16 protein-coding genes are annotated in these 14,727 nt (G+C 39.9%); 3 read left to right on the top strand and 13 right to left on the bottom strand.

Translation table 11 applies throughout. The annotated features are described in order from the left end of the window. Positions 1-14: 14 nt before the first annotated feature. The 12 genes from ACQKL5_RS02535 to ACQKL5_RS02480 form a co-directional block, all read right to left on the bottom strand. A complete protein-coding gene (locus ACQKL5_RS02535) occupies positions 15-827 on the bottom strand; it encodes a purine-nucleoside phosphorylase (protein WP_427606444.1) in 813 nt (270 codons plus the stop codon). Positions 828-839: 12 nt separating this feature from the next. Then, positions 840-2,027 carry a phosphopentomutase gene (gene deoB, locus ACQKL5_RS02530; protein ID WP_427606443.1) on the bottom strand — a complete coding sequence of 396 codons (1,188 nt, stop codon included), beginning with the start codon at positions 2,025-2,027 and terminating at the stop codon, positions 840-842. 275 nt (positions 2,028-2,302) lie between these two features. Continuing rightward, positions 2,303-3,196, bottom strand: a complete 894-nt coding sequence (gene xerD, locus ACQKL5_RS02525; RefSeq protein WP_427606442.1) for a site-specific tyrosine recombinase XerD — start codon at positions 3,194-3,196, stop codon at positions 2,303-2,305. Between the two features lie 5 nt (positions 3,197-3,201). Beyond that, positions 3,202-3,429: a YqzK family protein gene (locus ACQKL5_RS02520; RefSeq protein WP_427606441.1), complete on the bottom strand. Its 228-nt coding sequence runs from the start codon at positions 3,427-3,429 to the stop codon at positions 3,202-3,204. A gap of 205 nt (positions 3,430-3,634) precedes the next feature. Beyond that, on the bottom strand, positions 3,635-4,093 hold the full coding sequence (locus tag ACQKL5_RS02515) for a Fur family transcriptional regulator (RefSeq protein WP_402869878.1): 459 nt from the start codon (positions 4,091-4,093) through the stop codon (positions 3,635-3,637). Positions 4,094-4,212: 119 nt separating this feature from the next. Continuing rightward, the gene (gene spoIIM, locus ACQKL5_RS02510; protein ID WP_427606440.1) at positions 4,213-4,860 is read right to left on the bottom strand and encodes a stage II sporulation protein M; all 648 of its coding nucleotides are present in this window, start codon (positions 4,858-4,860) and stop codon (positions 4,213-4,215) included. A 331-nt stretch (positions 4,861-5,191) separates the two neighbouring features. Continuing rightward, the gene (locus tag ACQKL5_RS02505) at positions 5,192-6,685 is read right to left on the bottom strand and encodes a sodium:solute symporter family protein (protein ID WP_427606439.1); all 1,494 of its coding nucleotides are present in this window, start codon (positions 6,683-6,685) and stop codon (positions 5,192-5,194) included. After that, the gene (locus ACQKL5_RS02500) at positions 6,682-6,894 is read right to left on the bottom strand and encodes a DUF3311 domain-containing protein (protein WP_427606438.1); all 213 of its coding nucleotides are present in this window, start codon (positions 6,892-6,894) and stop codon (positions 6,682-6,684) included. Before ACQKL5_RS02500 ends, ACQKL5_RS02505 begins: the two co-directional genes overlap by 4 nt. Positions 6,895-6,957: 63 nt before the next feature. Further along, a complete protein-coding gene (locus tag ACQKL5_RS02495) occupies positions 6,958-8,574 on the bottom strand; it encodes an amidohydrolase (protein WP_427606437.1) in 1,617 nt (538 codons plus the stop codon). A gap of 118 nt (positions 8,575-8,692) precedes the next feature. Continuing rightward, entirely contained in the window at positions 8,693-10,213 is a 1,521-nt protein-coding gene (locus ACQKL5_RS02490) for a CoA-acylating methylmalonate-semialdehyde dehydrogenase (RefSeq protein WP_427606436.1), read from the bottom strand. Positions 10,214-10,537: 324 nt separating this feature from the next. After that, positions 10,538-11,710: an endonuclease Q family protein gene (locus tag ACQKL5_RS02485; protein WP_427606435.1), complete on the bottom strand. Its 1,173-nt coding sequence runs from the start codon at positions 11,708-11,710 to the stop codon at positions 10,538-10,540. Continuing rightward, positions 11,711-12,262 (bottom strand): NUDIX hydrolase, encoded by a 552-nt coding sequence (locus tag ACQKL5_RS02480; protein WP_427606434.1) that lies wholly within the window; start codon positions 12,260-12,262, stop codon positions 11,711-11,713. It lies immediately after the preceding gene. A gap of 75 nt (positions 12,263-12,337) precedes the next feature. Between ACQKL5_RS02480 and mciZ the strand changes: the two genes are divergently transcribed. The 3 genes from mciZ to ACQKL5_RS02465 all read left to right on the top strand — a co-directional run bounded on the left by mciZ (position 12,338) and on the right by ACQKL5_RS02465 (position 14,098). Further along, complete coding sequence (gene mciZ / locus ACQKL5_RS02475) at positions 12,338-12,496, top strand: Z-ring formation inhibitor MciZ (RefSeq protein ID WP_427606433.1); 159 nt, start codon at positions 12,338-12,340, stop codon at positions 12,494-12,496. Between the two features lie 64 nt (positions 12,497-12,560). Continuing rightward, positions 12,561-13,472: an aldo/keto reductase gene (locus ACQKL5_RS02470; protein ID WP_427606432.1), complete on the top strand. Its 912-nt coding sequence runs from the start codon at positions 12,561-12,563 to the stop codon at positions 13,470-13,472. Positions 13,473-13,672: 200 nt separating this feature from the next. Then, positions 13,673-14,098 (top strand): Ohr family peroxiredoxin, encoded by a 426-nt coding sequence (locus tag ACQKL5_RS02465; RefSeq protein ID WP_427606431.1) that lies wholly within the window; start codon positions 13,673-13,675, stop codon positions 14,096-14,098. 54 nt (positions 14,099-14,152) lie between these two features. Here ACQKL5_RS02465 and ACQKL5_RS02460 read toward each other — a convergent pair whose 3' ends face one another. Next, a complete protein-coding gene (locus tag ACQKL5_RS02460; RefSeq protein ID WP_427606604.1) occupies positions 14,153-14,590 on the bottom strand; it encodes a MarR family winged helix-turn-helix transcriptional regulator in 438 nt (145 codons plus the stop codon). Positions 14,591-14,727: the final 137 nt, after the last annotated feature.

Here is a 14,727-nt window from a genome sequence, read left to right as displayed (position 1 = left end):
ATTTTAAGTTCATTTTATAAATCTTCGACTATGGACTTTACAAATTCCAAGAAACCACTTTTCACTTTTTCTGTCGTTTCAATAACTTCCAAGTGGGACAGAGGCTGGTCCAATATGCCCGCAGCCATGTTTGTCAGGCAAGAAATACCGAGTACTTTCATTCCGCAATGTCTAGCCACGATAACTTCGGGAACAGTGGACATCCCAACTGCATCCCCTCCAAGAACTCTTGCCATTCTAACTTCCGCGGGTGTTTCATAGGTCGGTCCAGTATTTCCTATATATACGCCTTCTTTTACATCCAGGCCAAGGGTTGATGCAATTGTTTTAGCTTTCTCTCGCAGTTCTTTATTATACGCTTCTGACATATCAGGGAACCTAGGTCCAAAACGCTCTTCATTTGCGCCGATTAACGGGTTATCTCCCATTAAATTGATATGATCCGTTATGATCATCAAGTCTCCCGGTGCATAGCTTTCATTTACACTTCCAGCAGCATTGGTAACAATCAATTGCTCAACACCAAGTAGTTTCATGACACGCACTGGAAATGTGACTTTCCCCATCGAGTATCCTTCATAAAAATGGAAACGTCCTTGCATGGCGACAACCTTTTTGCCACTAAGATTTCCAATGATAAGCTGACCTGCGTGCCCTTCTACAGTAGAGACAGGAAATTCCGGGATATCTTGATAAGGGATGATAATTGGATTCTCAATTTCATCTGCCAATACCCCAAGACCGGATCCAAGAATCAAGCCTATGTCCGGAGTTCCATCTATCTTACCTTTTATAAATTCAGCGGCTGTTTCGATTTTATCAAACATAGATACACTCCCTTATTTCAAATCACCCAAAATATTTTTCCCGTAGGTAGGCATTTTCACATCAAAATTAGCCGCTACTGTTGCTCCGATATCAGCAAATGTATCTCTTACTGGTAGCTCTGTACCTTTAGTGTACCGTTTCGAGTATACTAATAAAGGAACATATTCACGGGTATGGTCCGTACCTTCATGAATTGGGTCATTTCCGTGATCGGCTGTGATAATCAGCAAGTCATCTTCCGTTAACTTCTCTAATACTTCAGGCATTCTTGCATCAAATTCTTCCAATGCCTTTCCGTAACCTTCCGGATCACGTCGATGACCATATAAAGCATCGAAGTCCACTAGATTCAAAAAGCTTAATCCCTTGAAATCCTGATCGATGGTTTGGATCAATTTATCCATTCCGTCCATATTGGAGACAGTACGTAATGATTCAGTGACCCCTTCTCCATCAAAGATATCTGAAATTTTCCCGATTGCCAATACATCCAGCCCGGCATCTTTCATTTCATCCATTACCGTTCTGTTAAATGGCTTTAAGGCATAATCGTGACGGTTAGGTGTTCTTTTGAAATTACCTGGTTCACCAACGAAAGGCCTTGCGATAACGCGTCCTACTTTAAATTCATCAGCCATCGTTAACTCACGGGCAATTTCACAGATCTTGTATAGCTCCTCTAACGGCACGACATCCTCATGAGCTGCAATCTGTAAAACAGAATCAGCAGATGTATATACAATTAATGCACCCGTTTTCATATGATCTTCGCCAAGTCTTTCCATAATTTCGGTTCCGCTTGCTGGAATATTCCCAATGATGGAACGACCTGTCTTCGCTTGAAGTTCATTGATTAATAATTCAGGGAAACCGTTCGGGAATACTTGGAATGGTGTTGAAATATTAAGTCCCATTATCTCCCAGTGACCCGTCATTGTGTCTTTTCCTGTTGAGGCTTCCTTCATTTTCGTATAATAAGCAATCGGTTGCTCAGATTTTTCAATCCCTTTGATATCGCGGATGTTACCTAATCCCATTTTCGAAAGATTCGGCATGTTCAATCCATTCATTCTCTCCGCGATATGGCCCAGTGTATCTGCTCCTTTATCGCCGAATAAATCAGCATCCGGTGCTTCGCCGATCCCAACTGAGTCCATTACGACTACAAAAATGCGTTTAAATGCTGAATTTTTTTCCATGCTAATTCCCTCCAATAAATAGTCTTATACCCTTTTATATTCCCCTGATATTGTCTATTTAACCTTCAATAACCTACAAAGGATGGAAACGTCAGAAGTCTGACCTTTATATTGTAAACGATACCATTCGCTTTAGACAAGATTTATGTACCTTTATCTCATCAAGTCAATCAGACTCATGATTTTCTAAAGGAACCTCTCCATTCCTGATTATAACGGTACCTATCGATTGATTCAATCGTAGGGACCGTCCCCTCTATCAATCTACTAAAATCCTAAGCTCTTGGATGGAATTTAGTATAAACATCTTTTATTCGAACGTTTGTAATATGTGTATAGATTTGGGTCGTCGATATATCTGCATGTCCCAACATCTCCTGAACGGCTCGTAAATCTGCTCCATTCATTAAAAGATGTGTCGCAAAAGAATGTCTTAGGGTATGCGGTGTGATTTCCTTCTCGATTCGCGCCTCTTTCACTAGCTTTTTCAAAATCTTCCAAAATCCTTGTCTCGTCAGCCTATTTCCATGATGATTCAAAAAAAGTGAATCCGTTCGATGCTTCGGACTCGCAAATATCCCACGCGACCTTTCCAAATACGCTCCGATAGCCGCCAGTGCTGTTTGCCCGATAGGGATGATTCTCTCTTTATCCCCTTTTCCGACACAACGGATAAAACCCATTGTCGCGTGTACATCGCTCACATCCATTGAAATCAATTCACTGACACGCATCCCTGTCGCATACATCAGTTCGAGCATCGCTTTATCACGCAATCCATATTCGTTCATTACTTTCGGGGCTTCTAATAAAGCTTCAACTTCCTCCATACTCAACACTTTTGGAAGGCTTCTCTCAGGTTTTGGAGTTTCTATATGTAAAGCTGGATCTTGGTCGGTCACTTTTTCACGAAGGAGGAATTGATGGAACGATCGGATGGAAGCAATATGACGTGCAATTGTTTTCGATGACTTTCCTTGGTCTTTTAAATGAGCAAGAAAATGTAAGATGCTCGCTCGACGTGAATCATTCCAATCGGTAATCGATTCTACATTCTTTAAATACGCCCAATATGACCTCAAATCACGTTCATAGGAAACAAGTGTGTTCTTTGCAAGTCCCTTTTCGATTGTCAAAAAATGAATGAAATCTCTAACTTGATTCTCCATATTCATTACTCCCCGTTTAAATAAAACAACATTAAGCGTTCAAACCATGCATCATCGCCCGTATCAACCGCCTTCGACACTTTGACAGCTGTCCCTTTCGGTTCATCATATCGATGATAGCTTTGATATTCCTGATTTAACCATACCATTCCTATATAAAAAAGAACAGTGAAGCTGACGAAGAGTATCATCACTTTTGCTGTATGTAAAACTATCCTTAAAGACGTTTTCATCCTTTCCCCCCCTAACCGATCACTTTGTATCAATCTATGCCCAAGAGGACAAGTTTTATACATCTTTCAGTGGGAGAAAGTTAAAAAACAGCTTTGCTTTTAAAAACTGTGCGAATAGGTTTTGCCAATCCTAGAAAAAAACAAAGAATGGTTTTCTCTTTACAAAACCAGAAAACCTTCTCCATATACGGGAGAAGGTCCGACTTTATTCATCTTTATCTTCGACTTTGTCATGGCATCGATGACAAATGCCGTGAAAGGTTAATCTATGGTCTTTTATCTTGAAGTTCCAGTCACGCTCGACAATGGCTTCCACGTCTTCAAGTAAGTCTTGTTGAATCTCATCTACTGCTCCACATTCCACGCAAACAAGATGATGATGGAAATGCGCAGCGCCTTCTTGTCTTAAATCATAACGGGAAACTCCGTCTCCAAAGTTAATTTTATCTACTATTTTCAATTCAGTCAGCAACTCTAGCGTACGGTATACCGTTGCTAATCCAATTTCCGGCGACTTTTCTTTGACAAGGAGGTAAACGTCTTCTGCGCTTAAATGGTCCTCTTCGTGCTCAAGTAAAACGCGGACGGTCGCTTCTCGCTGAGGCGTTAATTTGTAGCTGGACGAGTGCAACTGCTTTTTTATTCTATCTATTCTATTTTCTATTTCCATACCTTTATTCCCTCCCGCGCCGCTATCCTATACATTATATCAAATGAGGGAAAACTGTCAAAATAGATTTCATTATTAATAGCAAAAAAAATCAAGAGGAATGGCATATACCTTCATTGTCCCAAGAAGCTTACGACATTTTTCATTAAGGAAGGGGATAAATATGCTTCAAATGCAGCTGCCGCAATTAAGAAAACCCCTGACAGGATAAGTGAAAAAATATAGCGGGAAATAATCGGCTTTAAAGGATCCCGTACTTGTTTGAGAAAAATGCGGCTGATCATCTTCATGGATAGCGAGACGGCGAGAACCGTGATCACGATAAAGATTGGTACAATGAATATATTTTGCGGCAGGATCGCTACAAATGATAAGAGAAACCCGCTCCAGCCCATTTGATTGACTAGAAATCCGACTGTAAATCCCACGACCATCCCTTTTACGAATAGCAGTACTAAAATCACTGGCAAACCGATTACCGAAACCCCAAGAATCCAGATGACCCCAATATATTTAAGGTTATGCATAATACTTTGACTGAACATGTCATGTGAAGACGCAAATTCTCCTTTGGAAACTTGTCCAAAGAATTGTGACAAATAGTAGAACAAATCTTCCTTTTGAGTGAAGCTTAAGCTGTTTACGAGAACAGCACCAAAAATGACGCCCATTAAAAAGAGTACGGTGATGAAGACGTATAATGAGGAATGCTCCTTAATATGTTTCCTTACTACATTTTGTATGGCAGATCTATTTTTCATCTTTTATCTATCCTCCCAACTCCACTTACTAGAATCTATGTTTTTCCTCTTTTATTTATGACAAAGAAAAACAGGAGAAGATAAAGAAAAAAGATTTAAATAAACCGACTTTGATAGTGGACTCCTTATTTATAGGAAAGAAGACGTCCCATTATTCTAGATGACCGACTTACCGTCTATAAATACCATTACGCAAAAAGATGTCCTCTCTGAATGTATAGTCATCTTTTTGAAGTTTCTTAGTATCTTTTTTCGAATGTCTTTTCTTTACATATTATTTAGTTTGATAGGCATGTAGGCAATATTCCAAGGCTCACTAGACTTTAGCTGATTAATGTACTGCCCCTTTTTTGTTTTGAGTAACTATACGCTCATTGGGAGTTATGTTAGTATTCGTCACTAAACTTATTGTAATGCCTATAATAAAGTTTGCGATTAAGGCTATCATACCCGTATTCAAATCATTAAGATAACTTGGAATATTAGGGAAGATATCCATTAGTTTAACATCTGTTATGGCGTTATATAATACTATTGAAACACCCACAACTATACCTGCCATCGCTCCAAATTTATTCATCAACTTGGTATCAAAGAAACCAAATAATAATGCTGGAACAAGCTGTGTAATTAAGCTATATGACATTATATTTAATATAGCAAGTGCCTCTCCTCCAGTAATAGTAAATATAAATGCAATCAAGATGATTATAAATACAAGAATTTTAGAGACGACCAGTTGTTGCCGATCGGTTGCATTCGGTCTTGTCAATCGATAAATGCCCGTCATTAAACCTATGGAAGCAGACATTAACATGACAGAAGCTGGTACTAATGCTGTTAATAAACCTGCCGCCCCCACAACCCCTACAAACCAAGGATCGAATGTTTGCATCGTTAAACGCAATAGCGACAAGTCCCCATCTGAACCCTCTAAGCCTGGAACCTGAATAATGGCAGCAAAACCTATAAAAAATGCAAATAATAATAACAAAGTATAAAGTGGTAGTGTTATTGCATTTTTCTTTAAAACCTTCTCACCATCAGCAGATAAGATTACAGAAAAGGACTGAGGCAATAAGTAAAATCCAAATGCATTTAAAATAATGGTAGATATAAACCAAACTACACTTAATCCTTCGCTTGCCAATGTTAGACTTTCTGGTTTTACAGCCTGAACTGCTTCAAATAATGGCTGGATACCACCAAAGTAATGATATGGTATATAGATTCCTAAGAAGGCTATAACGAATAAAATCAAAATATCTTTCAAAACAGCTGTCCACGCTGAACCATGAATACCAGAAATAATTACATAAATAGTAATAATCAGAGCGCCAATTGCACTTGCAGTAATTGAATTGATTGCACCATACGAAGCTTCTGATACTATGATCCCCAAGCCTTTTAATTGAATGACAATATACGGAATTAATGCGATTGTTCCAAGTAAGGCGACGACGATGCCCAAAACTGGGCTTTTATATTTTGCAGAAAAATAGCTTGGTTGAGAAATAATGTTATTCTCTTTGGCAAATCTCCAAATCTTTGGAACCATCCAATAAGATAGTACATAAGCCAAACAAATATAAGCAGGTACGTAAAAGGCTGCTGCTCCTTTCGAGTACGCCCAACCACTTCCACCTAAAAAGGTAAATGTCGTGTATACCTCGCCCGCAATTAGCAAAAAAATAAATAGGGCACCAAAGCCCTTATTTCCCACCGCGAATTCATCTACATTCATTTGCTTACCTTTTGTTGCACGAATTCCAAGAAACAAGGCAGCTACCGCGAAAAAGAATATAATCACTAACGCAATGTTCATTGTTTTGACCCCTCCTTTTTCCCTTCTTGATTGTCAGGATCAAGTTTATAAACAACGAACAATATAAAAGAAGATAAGACCATCCATAAAGCAATCCAAAACAAGATGAAAGGTAAACCTAATACATAAGGCTCAACACGATTTGCAAATGGCATACAGAAAGCCATCCCGATGAACGGTACAAAAAGCAAAAGTTTAATATATTTCATTTAGGCCCTCCATTCCATTTAAAAATCATATAGTAAGATAGTGAGTTTCTATCTGTTATTCCCTCAGACAAATGAATTCGACCTTTGATACACTATTTCTCCATCGATCATGGTCATATTAACTTTAGTATCTTTAAGAAACCTTTTTTCAGTAGTGAGTATGCCACGATCCAAAATCGCTAAATCTGCTACTTTTCCAACTTCAATACTTCCTTTTAAATGTTCATCAAAACTTGCATATGCTGCATTATAAGTGTACAGCCTTATTGCTTCATAAGTAGAAATACTCTGACGCTGTCCAAAAGGGGCTCCTGAATTAACTTCTCTGTTAACAGCTGTGTGTATCCCAATAAAAGGATTGTATGTAGTGATTGGTGCGTCTGATCCGACTGCACAAATTATTCCCTGGTCAATAAAATTACGAGCAGGATACATATAGTTTGTTCTTTCACCATAATTTTGAAGATAGCTTTCTCCAAACTCATAAGGAAACGGAGGGTTTGGCACAGGAATCATATGAAGATCCTTAATACGTTTTTGTAAATCCGGTGTAGAAATCCCTGCATGTTCAATACGGTGTCTATGATTTTCGCGTGGGTGTTCTTTTAAAGCACGTTCCACAACATTAAGATAAATTTCAATTGCTTTATCACCTTGTGCATGTACGGTAATTTGGTATCCTCGTTTGTGAGCCTCACCTAATACTTCATATATTTCATCTTCAGAATAATATAAAATACCCGAATAATTAGGGTCGCTTGTATAGCCTTCTCGAGTTGCAATAGTTGGACCAGTACTACTCCCATCTGTGAACATTTTAGCTGGACCAATTTTAAAGAAATCGTTACCTGTACCTGTCACAACCCCCGTTTTTAACATATTGATGGTAAACTGGGTACAGTCACTTAACGTACTAATCATTGCATATATTCGTATTTTTATCGCTCTACGATTGGAGGCGAGCTGCAATAAACGAAAGCTTTCTTGATTAAATGTACCTGCCTCATGAATACTCGTAATTCCTTTCTCGATAAAATGTTGTTGAGCGATCTGCATCCCTTGTTCTAATTCATCAGATGCATAACCAGCGATATCATTAAATTGCATATATGCTGTTTCTATTAAACGTCCGTTTAATTTTCCTAATGAATCTCTTTCTATGATGCCCCCTTGCGGATTAAGTGTATGTTCATCTATTTTTGCGATTTTTAGAGCCAGACTATTAACTACCCCTATATGACCACAAGTACGGGTAATCGAGATAGGATGCTCTCTTGATATAGAATCAAGTTCCTCCAATGTTGGGTAGCGTTGCTCTTTAATTTTTTTTTCGTTGAAACCCCAACCCCTAATCCAATTACCCTTTGGTGTTTTTTTAGCTTTTACTCTAAGTGCTTCTAACAGATTTTCAATTGTTTCGATTGTAGGATCTTTACAACTTACTTGAAGTTGAAATACACCATACATAACAAAATGCAAATGTGCATCTATTAGTCCTGGTATTAATGATTTCCCCTCCAGATCCAGCACCTTGGTTGCAGGTCCAATAAATTCTTCAATTTCACTATTTGAACCCACTGCAATAATTTTATTGCCTGCAATGGCAACAGCTTGTTTGGTGGAATTTTTTTCATCAACTGTTATTACTTCCCCATTTAAAAATACATTCGTCGCTTCCATTTGTTCCCCCCTACGAATTGACTCACAATTGATTAAGATACGATATCAGGTAATTATTAAATCAAATGGATTTAAAGAATCCCTGAAATGGTATCAGGGATTCTTTGTATTTCAGGTTTCAATCATTATTGCTTGGGAAGGCGAATGTCGATCCCGTATTGGCTGATGATGTCAACCATCGTTCTGAGACAGTCTTTGTTTTGGTAAAGAAACGGGCTTGATCTGGCCCGAACATATGACCTTCACCAAATCTAGACCCTTTAAATCCGGCGAAATTATGGTAGCCTACTGGAATTGGAATCGGGACGTTAACTCCGACCATACCGACATCAATTTCCGTTGTGAATTTTCGCGCTGCCGCTCCATCATTCGTGAAGATGGTAACGCCATTCCCTAATTCATGTTCATTGATCAACTTGATTGCTTCTTCCAGGGAAGGGACACGAACAATGTTACGAGCAGGTCCGAACACTTCCTGTTCGTATATATCCATTCCAGGCTTTACATGATCAATTAATGTCGGCCCTACAAAGAAACCATTGGATTCTTTGACGATTTCCAGTTCCCGACCATCGCAAACTACCGTTGCGCCTTCTTCAACGCTCTTGTCGATTGCAGCAATGACAGACTCTTTTGATTGTTGGGATATCACAGGTCCGAAGTCCACTTCTTCATCTGTATAAGCCCCTACTTTCAATGCGTTGATTTTTTCTTTTAGGATCATTATCAAACGATCCGCCGTTTCTTCACCGACCGGCATAAGGGTGGAAATAGCCATGCAACGTTGGGAGGCAGCTCCATATGCAGCTCCGATAAAAGAATTTGCTACCTGTTCTAAATCCGCATCCGGCATGACGACCATGTTATTTTTCCCGCCTCCAAGGGCTGTCACACGTTTACCATATTTCGCCCCCGTCTCATAAATATATTGAGCTACCGGCGTAGAACCCACAAAGGAAATTGCCTGCACTTCAGGATTTCTTAATAATTCATTGACCGCGTCCTTATCACCATTGATTACGGTCCAGATACCGTCCGGCAACCCCGCCTTCTTCCATAATTCGCTCACGAATAAAGCTGTCATCGGTACCCGTTCGGAAGCTTTCAAAATGACGGCATTACCTACCGCAATCGCCATGCTGGTTTGGGCCAGCGGTACCATGATTGGGAAGTTGAATGGTGAAATGGCTGCAACGACACCAAGTGGATATTTCGCTGAATACACATTGATTTGACCGCCGACATTGACGGAATACTCACCCTTCACTAAATGTGGGGCTCCGATGGCCAGGTCCACAGATTCTATTCCGCGTGTAATCTCTCCTTTGGCATCTTCTGCCGTTTTACCGCTTTCTGTACATATCAGGTCAATCAGGGCGTCCATATTTTCCGTAAGTAAGTTACGAAATTTGATTACAATGTCCGCACGCCTTGCAACCGACAGGTCACGCCATGCAGGAAAGGCAGCTTTCGCTTTATCAATGGCACCTTTCACCTCTTCAATCGAAGCTAACGGTACTTTTGCAATGACTTCTCCACTCGACGGGTTGAATACATCCGAAAACCTCCCGTTTTGTCCTGCAATCATTTCACCACCTATAAAGTGGGATAATTCCTTTATTTTTATTGTTTCAGTCATTTATAATTCCTCCTGATCATTCGTTTTTTTTTACAAAGATTTATATGCGGATGGGATAACCGTATTTTAGAATCCGCCATTCACTAAATACTCAGAAAATTTTTCCGGAAGTTCCTTGGAGTCGATCACCTATCACTTTATAATCGTTTCACTTCCTTTATTATTTTTATATCCTATCCTTATTGTGATACTTCGCGGCTACTTAGTCATTATACAAAATGTTAAATGAATCCCTATTCTATTTCACATAAAGGCTAAACGAGCAAAAGGTACGCCCATGAGGAAGTACCTTTTGCTCGTTTATATCGGGAAAGCAAATATCTATCATCTCTTCTTAACTTTTCCATACTTCCCCCCTCCACCTGCATCGAAATCGAGTATCCCTCTTCTTGCAGAATCTATATAGTGGGCCATTTTTAACGGTACGACTTCCGAAAGCTGTTCGAGAGTGACCTCATGAAGGATATTCATCTCAGTTTCAAATGCCTGTAGCAGTCTCTCCATGGACTTCGGACCAAGCCCCGGAATGAAATCCAGCGGGACTTGGTGGATATATGGGGGCCGCGCTCTCTTTTTCTCATCTGTCCTGGAATCGGATAATTCTGCTATACGGGTGGAGACTCCTTTAATAATCGTCCTGCCTCCGCATTCACTGCACGTTTCACCTATCCCGGATTTTTTATGAAGGCAAGCCCCGCAAACGGTTTGATAATATTTACCCAACAAGGGGTTCAAACCATAATTAGCGGTAACTTTACGCCCTTCTTTTTCTTTGAGGGCTTTTTCCAGCTCTGTAAAGCTCGGTTCTCTAAGCAAGAGTTTTTGATATTCACGGGCTATCTTTCCGAGCGAGTGGGCATCGGAATTCGTCAGGAAGGTATAAGACTTTAGTTCGTTTATATCTTCGACTAAATAGGTATCCGAACTTAAGCCAAGTTCGACGGCATCGATTAGCTTCGGATCGAATACTTCAGCCAGACTTTTCTGTACACCTTTTCCGTACAAGCTTTTAAAGGGCGTGAACACATGGGCAGGGATGAACAATCCTCCCAACGACTTCACCTTTTCTTGCAGCGTTCTTCCTTCACAATAAATCCTCTGGGAACTCAACGTGATATTTTTGACATGATTACTCATCCATGCTGAAAAGCTCTTCATCGCTTCCATGTTTGGGAAATAAGCTAGAACATGAATCGGTCCATGGCAATTCTGGTCATATATCTCGATTTCCGACCCCGGGATGATGGACATGTTTCGATAATGAAGCCCGCCACCTTCCATTTCCGTTATTTCACCAACCCTAATTCCCTCTTCTATCTCTTCAATGACCTCAGGAGAATGGCAATCTATAATTCCAATCAAATCAAGCCCCTTACGTTCGCTTGCCACCTCGATTATATTACTGAAGGTCAAAGTTTTAGCTCCGGTGATTTTAACGGCCTTCCCACTTCTCGTCCTGCCAATATGAATATGCAAATCCGCATAGTACTCTCTCATTTATTCTTGCATCGCCTTTTGCAACTGCAAATATTGGACAGCGTATGCCGTTTTGGCATCTTGGATTTTCCCTTCATCCAAATAGTTTTGAGCTTCCTTAAGTGTCAGCTCGATCACCTCGACAAACTCATCTTCATCCAACGGTGCCGCATCTTTTTTCTTTTTCAAATTATGCGCCAGATAGAGATGGACTAACTCATCGGCGAAGCCGGGAGACGTATAAAAAGAGATGATATGCTCCATTCTTTCACATTCATAGCCTGTCTCTTCTTCAAGTTCACGTTCAGCTGACCGAATGGGCTCTTCCCCTTTTTCGAGTTTCCCCGCTGGAATCTCCACCAAGCTTCTCTCCAACGCTTTACGGTACTGTTCTACCATGATAATTTTTTCTTCAGCTGTAACAGCAATGATTGCTACTGCGCCTGGATGCTTGATTATTTCGCGTTTACTTGTTTTCCCATCTGGAAGCTCCACTTCATCCACTTGTAAATCAATGACTTTACCCTTGAATATTTTTTTTGTAGCTAACGTTTTTTCTTCGAATTTTTTCAACTTGTCCACTCCTCTGTTCTAATTGCAGCATGATGCTTCATACATTTTACCATACTGGAGATGGAGGGCGATTTTATGAAAATTCATGTATCCGAAAATAGCATGGTATTCTCCGGAAAGAGTCGGGAGATTATTCAAAAGCTCAAAAACCTTCAAAGTAACTATGTTTATATCAGTGATTGGATTGCAGATATCCGTCAGCAGGAAGCACACCCTTTAAAAAGGATCAAGTGAAATCTTTGAGTGAAAGTGTTTCCTCCTTTACAATAAAGGTATAAAGGTAAAGGGGATGATAGCATTGAAAAAACGTAGATTAGGAAACTCGGATTTGCTCGTGTCTGAAATTGGACTCGGCTGTATGTCTTTGGGTACCGATAAAAAAAAGGCATCGGAAATCGTGAAGTCAGCTTTGGATGAAGGCATCAATTATTTCGATACTGCTGATTTATACGATTTTGGAGTGAATGAGGAAATCGTGGGAGAGAACCTTAAGCCCTTTCGCGACCAAGTATACATCGCGACGAAAGTCGGAAACCGCTGGACAGAAAATAAAGATAGCTGGAGCTGGGATCCATCCGGCGACTATATCAAGTTGGCCGTAAAAGATAGTCTGAGGAGACTGGGTACTGACTATATCGATCTCTATCAACTGCATGGGGGTACGATTGAAGACAACTTGGATGAAACGATTGGGGCCTTTGAGGACTTAAAAAAAGAAGGCTTGATTCGGTACTATGGAATTTCTTCGATTCGCCCCAACGTAATTAAGGAATTCGTCAAAAAGTCTGAGCTTGATTCCGTGATGATGCAATACAGTCTTCTCGACCGCCGTCCAGAAGAGTGGATGTCACTTTTGGAAGATAAACAGATTAGCATCATAGCCCGTGGGCCTCTTGCCAAAGGACTCCTTAGCGAAAAAATGCTTGAAAAGGCTACTGAGGAGGGCTATCTCGACTATAGCTATAACGAACTCAAAGATTTGCTTCCACAGTTAAAAGACAAGTTCTCCGGTGAAAAAATGAATGCTACAGCTCTTCAATATGTATTATCGAACCAATGCGTTGCTTCTGCCGTAGCCGGAGCCAGCTCTGTACAGCAGCTACGTGAAAACTGTCAGGCTGCCAACAGCTCTTCTCTTTCACATGATGAACTTGATGTTTTGAAAAAACTCACTAAAGCAAGCAAATATACAAGTCATCGGGAATACTAACCAAACCAATTTAGAATTAAACATTTATGAAATAGTAGGCTACCTTTCTTTTTATTATGTTGGGTAGCCTATTTTTCTTCACTATAGAGGAAATGAATAGAATCTTATAATTCACCAAGGTCTTTTTAGTTGCTATTTCCTTATTGATATTATACAATTCAATTGTGCACAATCTAATATAGAGATTGGGGAGAAAAACAATGACAAAAACATTATTTACGACATCGGTAACGGTTGATGGTGGAAGAGAAGGAACGGCCATTTCCGCTGATGGAAACTTCACGGTTGATATTGCGATGCCTGGGACGCCAAGAGCTAAACAAATGCCTGAAGCTTCTAATCCCGAACAGCTTTTTGCAGCTGGCTATGCGGCTTGTTTTGACAGTGCCTTACAATCGGTTGGAAAGATTGAAGGAGTTACTTTCACTTCAAACGTCACGGCCAATGTCAGTTTATTGATGGGTGATATGCATCAGTACAGCTTGGCTGTAACATTAGTAGTAAGAGGATCTGGAGTCGATAAAGATTCATTCGAAACTCTCGTCCATAAAGCTCATCAAATGTGCCCTTATTCAAAAGCAATCAATGGCAATGTGGATGTTACCATTGAAGTTGAAGTAGATTGAACCAATAATTTGCAAACGAAAAAACGCTTGGGTTTCCCAGGCGTTTTTCTGTCCCTACAATGCTTGCAAGGTTTTTAATAGCTGAAGCAGTGATACTTTTAAATCCTCAACTACTTGCTTATCTTCACCTGAAATATCTGAAATGCGTTCGGGAATGAAACAGGCTTCTTCTTTTAAATCAAGCCCCTTTTTCGTCAGTCGAATCATGACAGACCTTTCATCTTCTGTGGATCGTTCACGAACAATGAGTTCGTTTTGCTCCATTCGTTTCAACATCGGAGTAAGTGTTCCCGAGTCAAGAGCAAGCAACTCTCCCAATTTCTTCACTGTAAGTGCATCCTGTTCCCAAAGTACAAGCAGAACCAGATATTGAGGATACGTCACGTTAAGTTTAGTAAGCAACGGTTTATACTTCTTGGTCATTTCTCTCGAATTTGCATAAAGAAGGAAGCATAGTTGATTTTCCAGTACAGATTCTATTCTTTTTTCCATTTTATCACCAACTAATAGTAGTCCATTCAATATAACATACATATCAAACTTACTTTTAATATAATCGTTATGCCTTATAAAATAAAGGACTTTGGTCAGTTCTACAGAAGATGGAGTGGTTTGGTTCCCTTAAAGGT

This window comes from Peribacillus sp. NPDC097675 (genome assembly GCF_050277655.1).
In the GTDB taxonomy this organism is placed as follows: domain Bacteria; phylum Bacillota; class Bacilli; order Bacillales; family DSM-1321; genus Peribacillus.
Note: the sequence above shows the minus strand (reverse complement) of the source record. Positions and strands in the feature narration are given on the sequence as shown.

What these genes read in the sequence shown, in the direction of transcription:
- ACQKL5_RS02535 (WP_427606444.1), bottom strand. Translation starts at nt 827, where the DNA reads ATGTTTGATAAAATCGAAACAGCCGCTGAATTTATAAAAGGTAAGATA.
- ACQKL5_RS02465 (WP_427606431.1), top strand. Translation starts at nt 13,673, where the DNA reads ATGACAAAAACATTATTTACGACATCGGTAACGGTTGATGGTGGAAGA.
- ACQKL5_RS02460 (WP_427606604.1), bottom strand. Translation starts at nt 14,590, where the DNA reads ATGGAAAAAAGAATAGAATCTGTACTGGAAAATCAACTATGCTTCCTT.
- ACQKL5_RS02500 (WP_427606438.1), bottom strand. Translation starts at nt 6,894, where the DNA reads ATGAAATATATTAAACTTTTGCTTTTTGTACCGTTCATCGGGATGGCT.
- ACQKL5_RS02495 (WP_427606437.1), bottom strand. Translation starts at nt 8,574, where the DNA reads ATGGAAGCGACGAATGTATTTTTAAATGGGGAAGTAATAACAGTTGAT.
- deoB (WP_427606443.1), bottom strand. Translation starts at nt 2,027, where the DNA reads ATGGAAAAAAATTCAGCATTTAAACGCATTTTTGTAGTCGTAATGGAC.
- spoIIM (WP_427606440.1), bottom strand. Translation starts at nt 4,860, where the DNA reads ATGAAAAATAGATCTGCCATACAAAATGTAGTAAGGAAACATATTAAG.
- ACQKL5_RS02520 (WP_427606441.1), bottom strand. Translation starts at nt 3,429, where the DNA reads ATGAAAACGTCTTTAAGGATAGTTTTACATACAGCAAAAGTGATGATA.
- mciZ (WP_427606433.1), top strand. Translation starts at nt 12,338, where the DNA reads ATGAAAATTCATGTATCCGAAAATAGCATGGTATTCTCCGGAAAGAGT.
- ACQKL5_RS02485 (WP_427606435.1), bottom strand. Translation starts at nt 11,710, where the DNA reads ATGAGAGAGTACTATGCGGATTTGCATATTCATATTGGCAGGACGAGA.
- ACQKL5_RS02490 (WP_427606436.1), bottom strand. Translation starts at nt 10,213, where the DNA reads ATGACTGAAACAATAAAAATAAAGGAATTATCCCACTTTATAGGTGGT.
- xerD (WP_427606442.1), bottom strand. Translation starts at nt 3,196, where the DNA reads ATGGAGAATCAAGTTAGAGATTTCATTCATTTTTTGACAATCGAAAAG.
- ACQKL5_RS02505 (WP_427606439.1), bottom strand. Translation starts at nt 6,685, where the DNA reads ATGAACATTGCGTTAGTGATTATATTCTTTTTCGCGGTAGCTGCCTTG.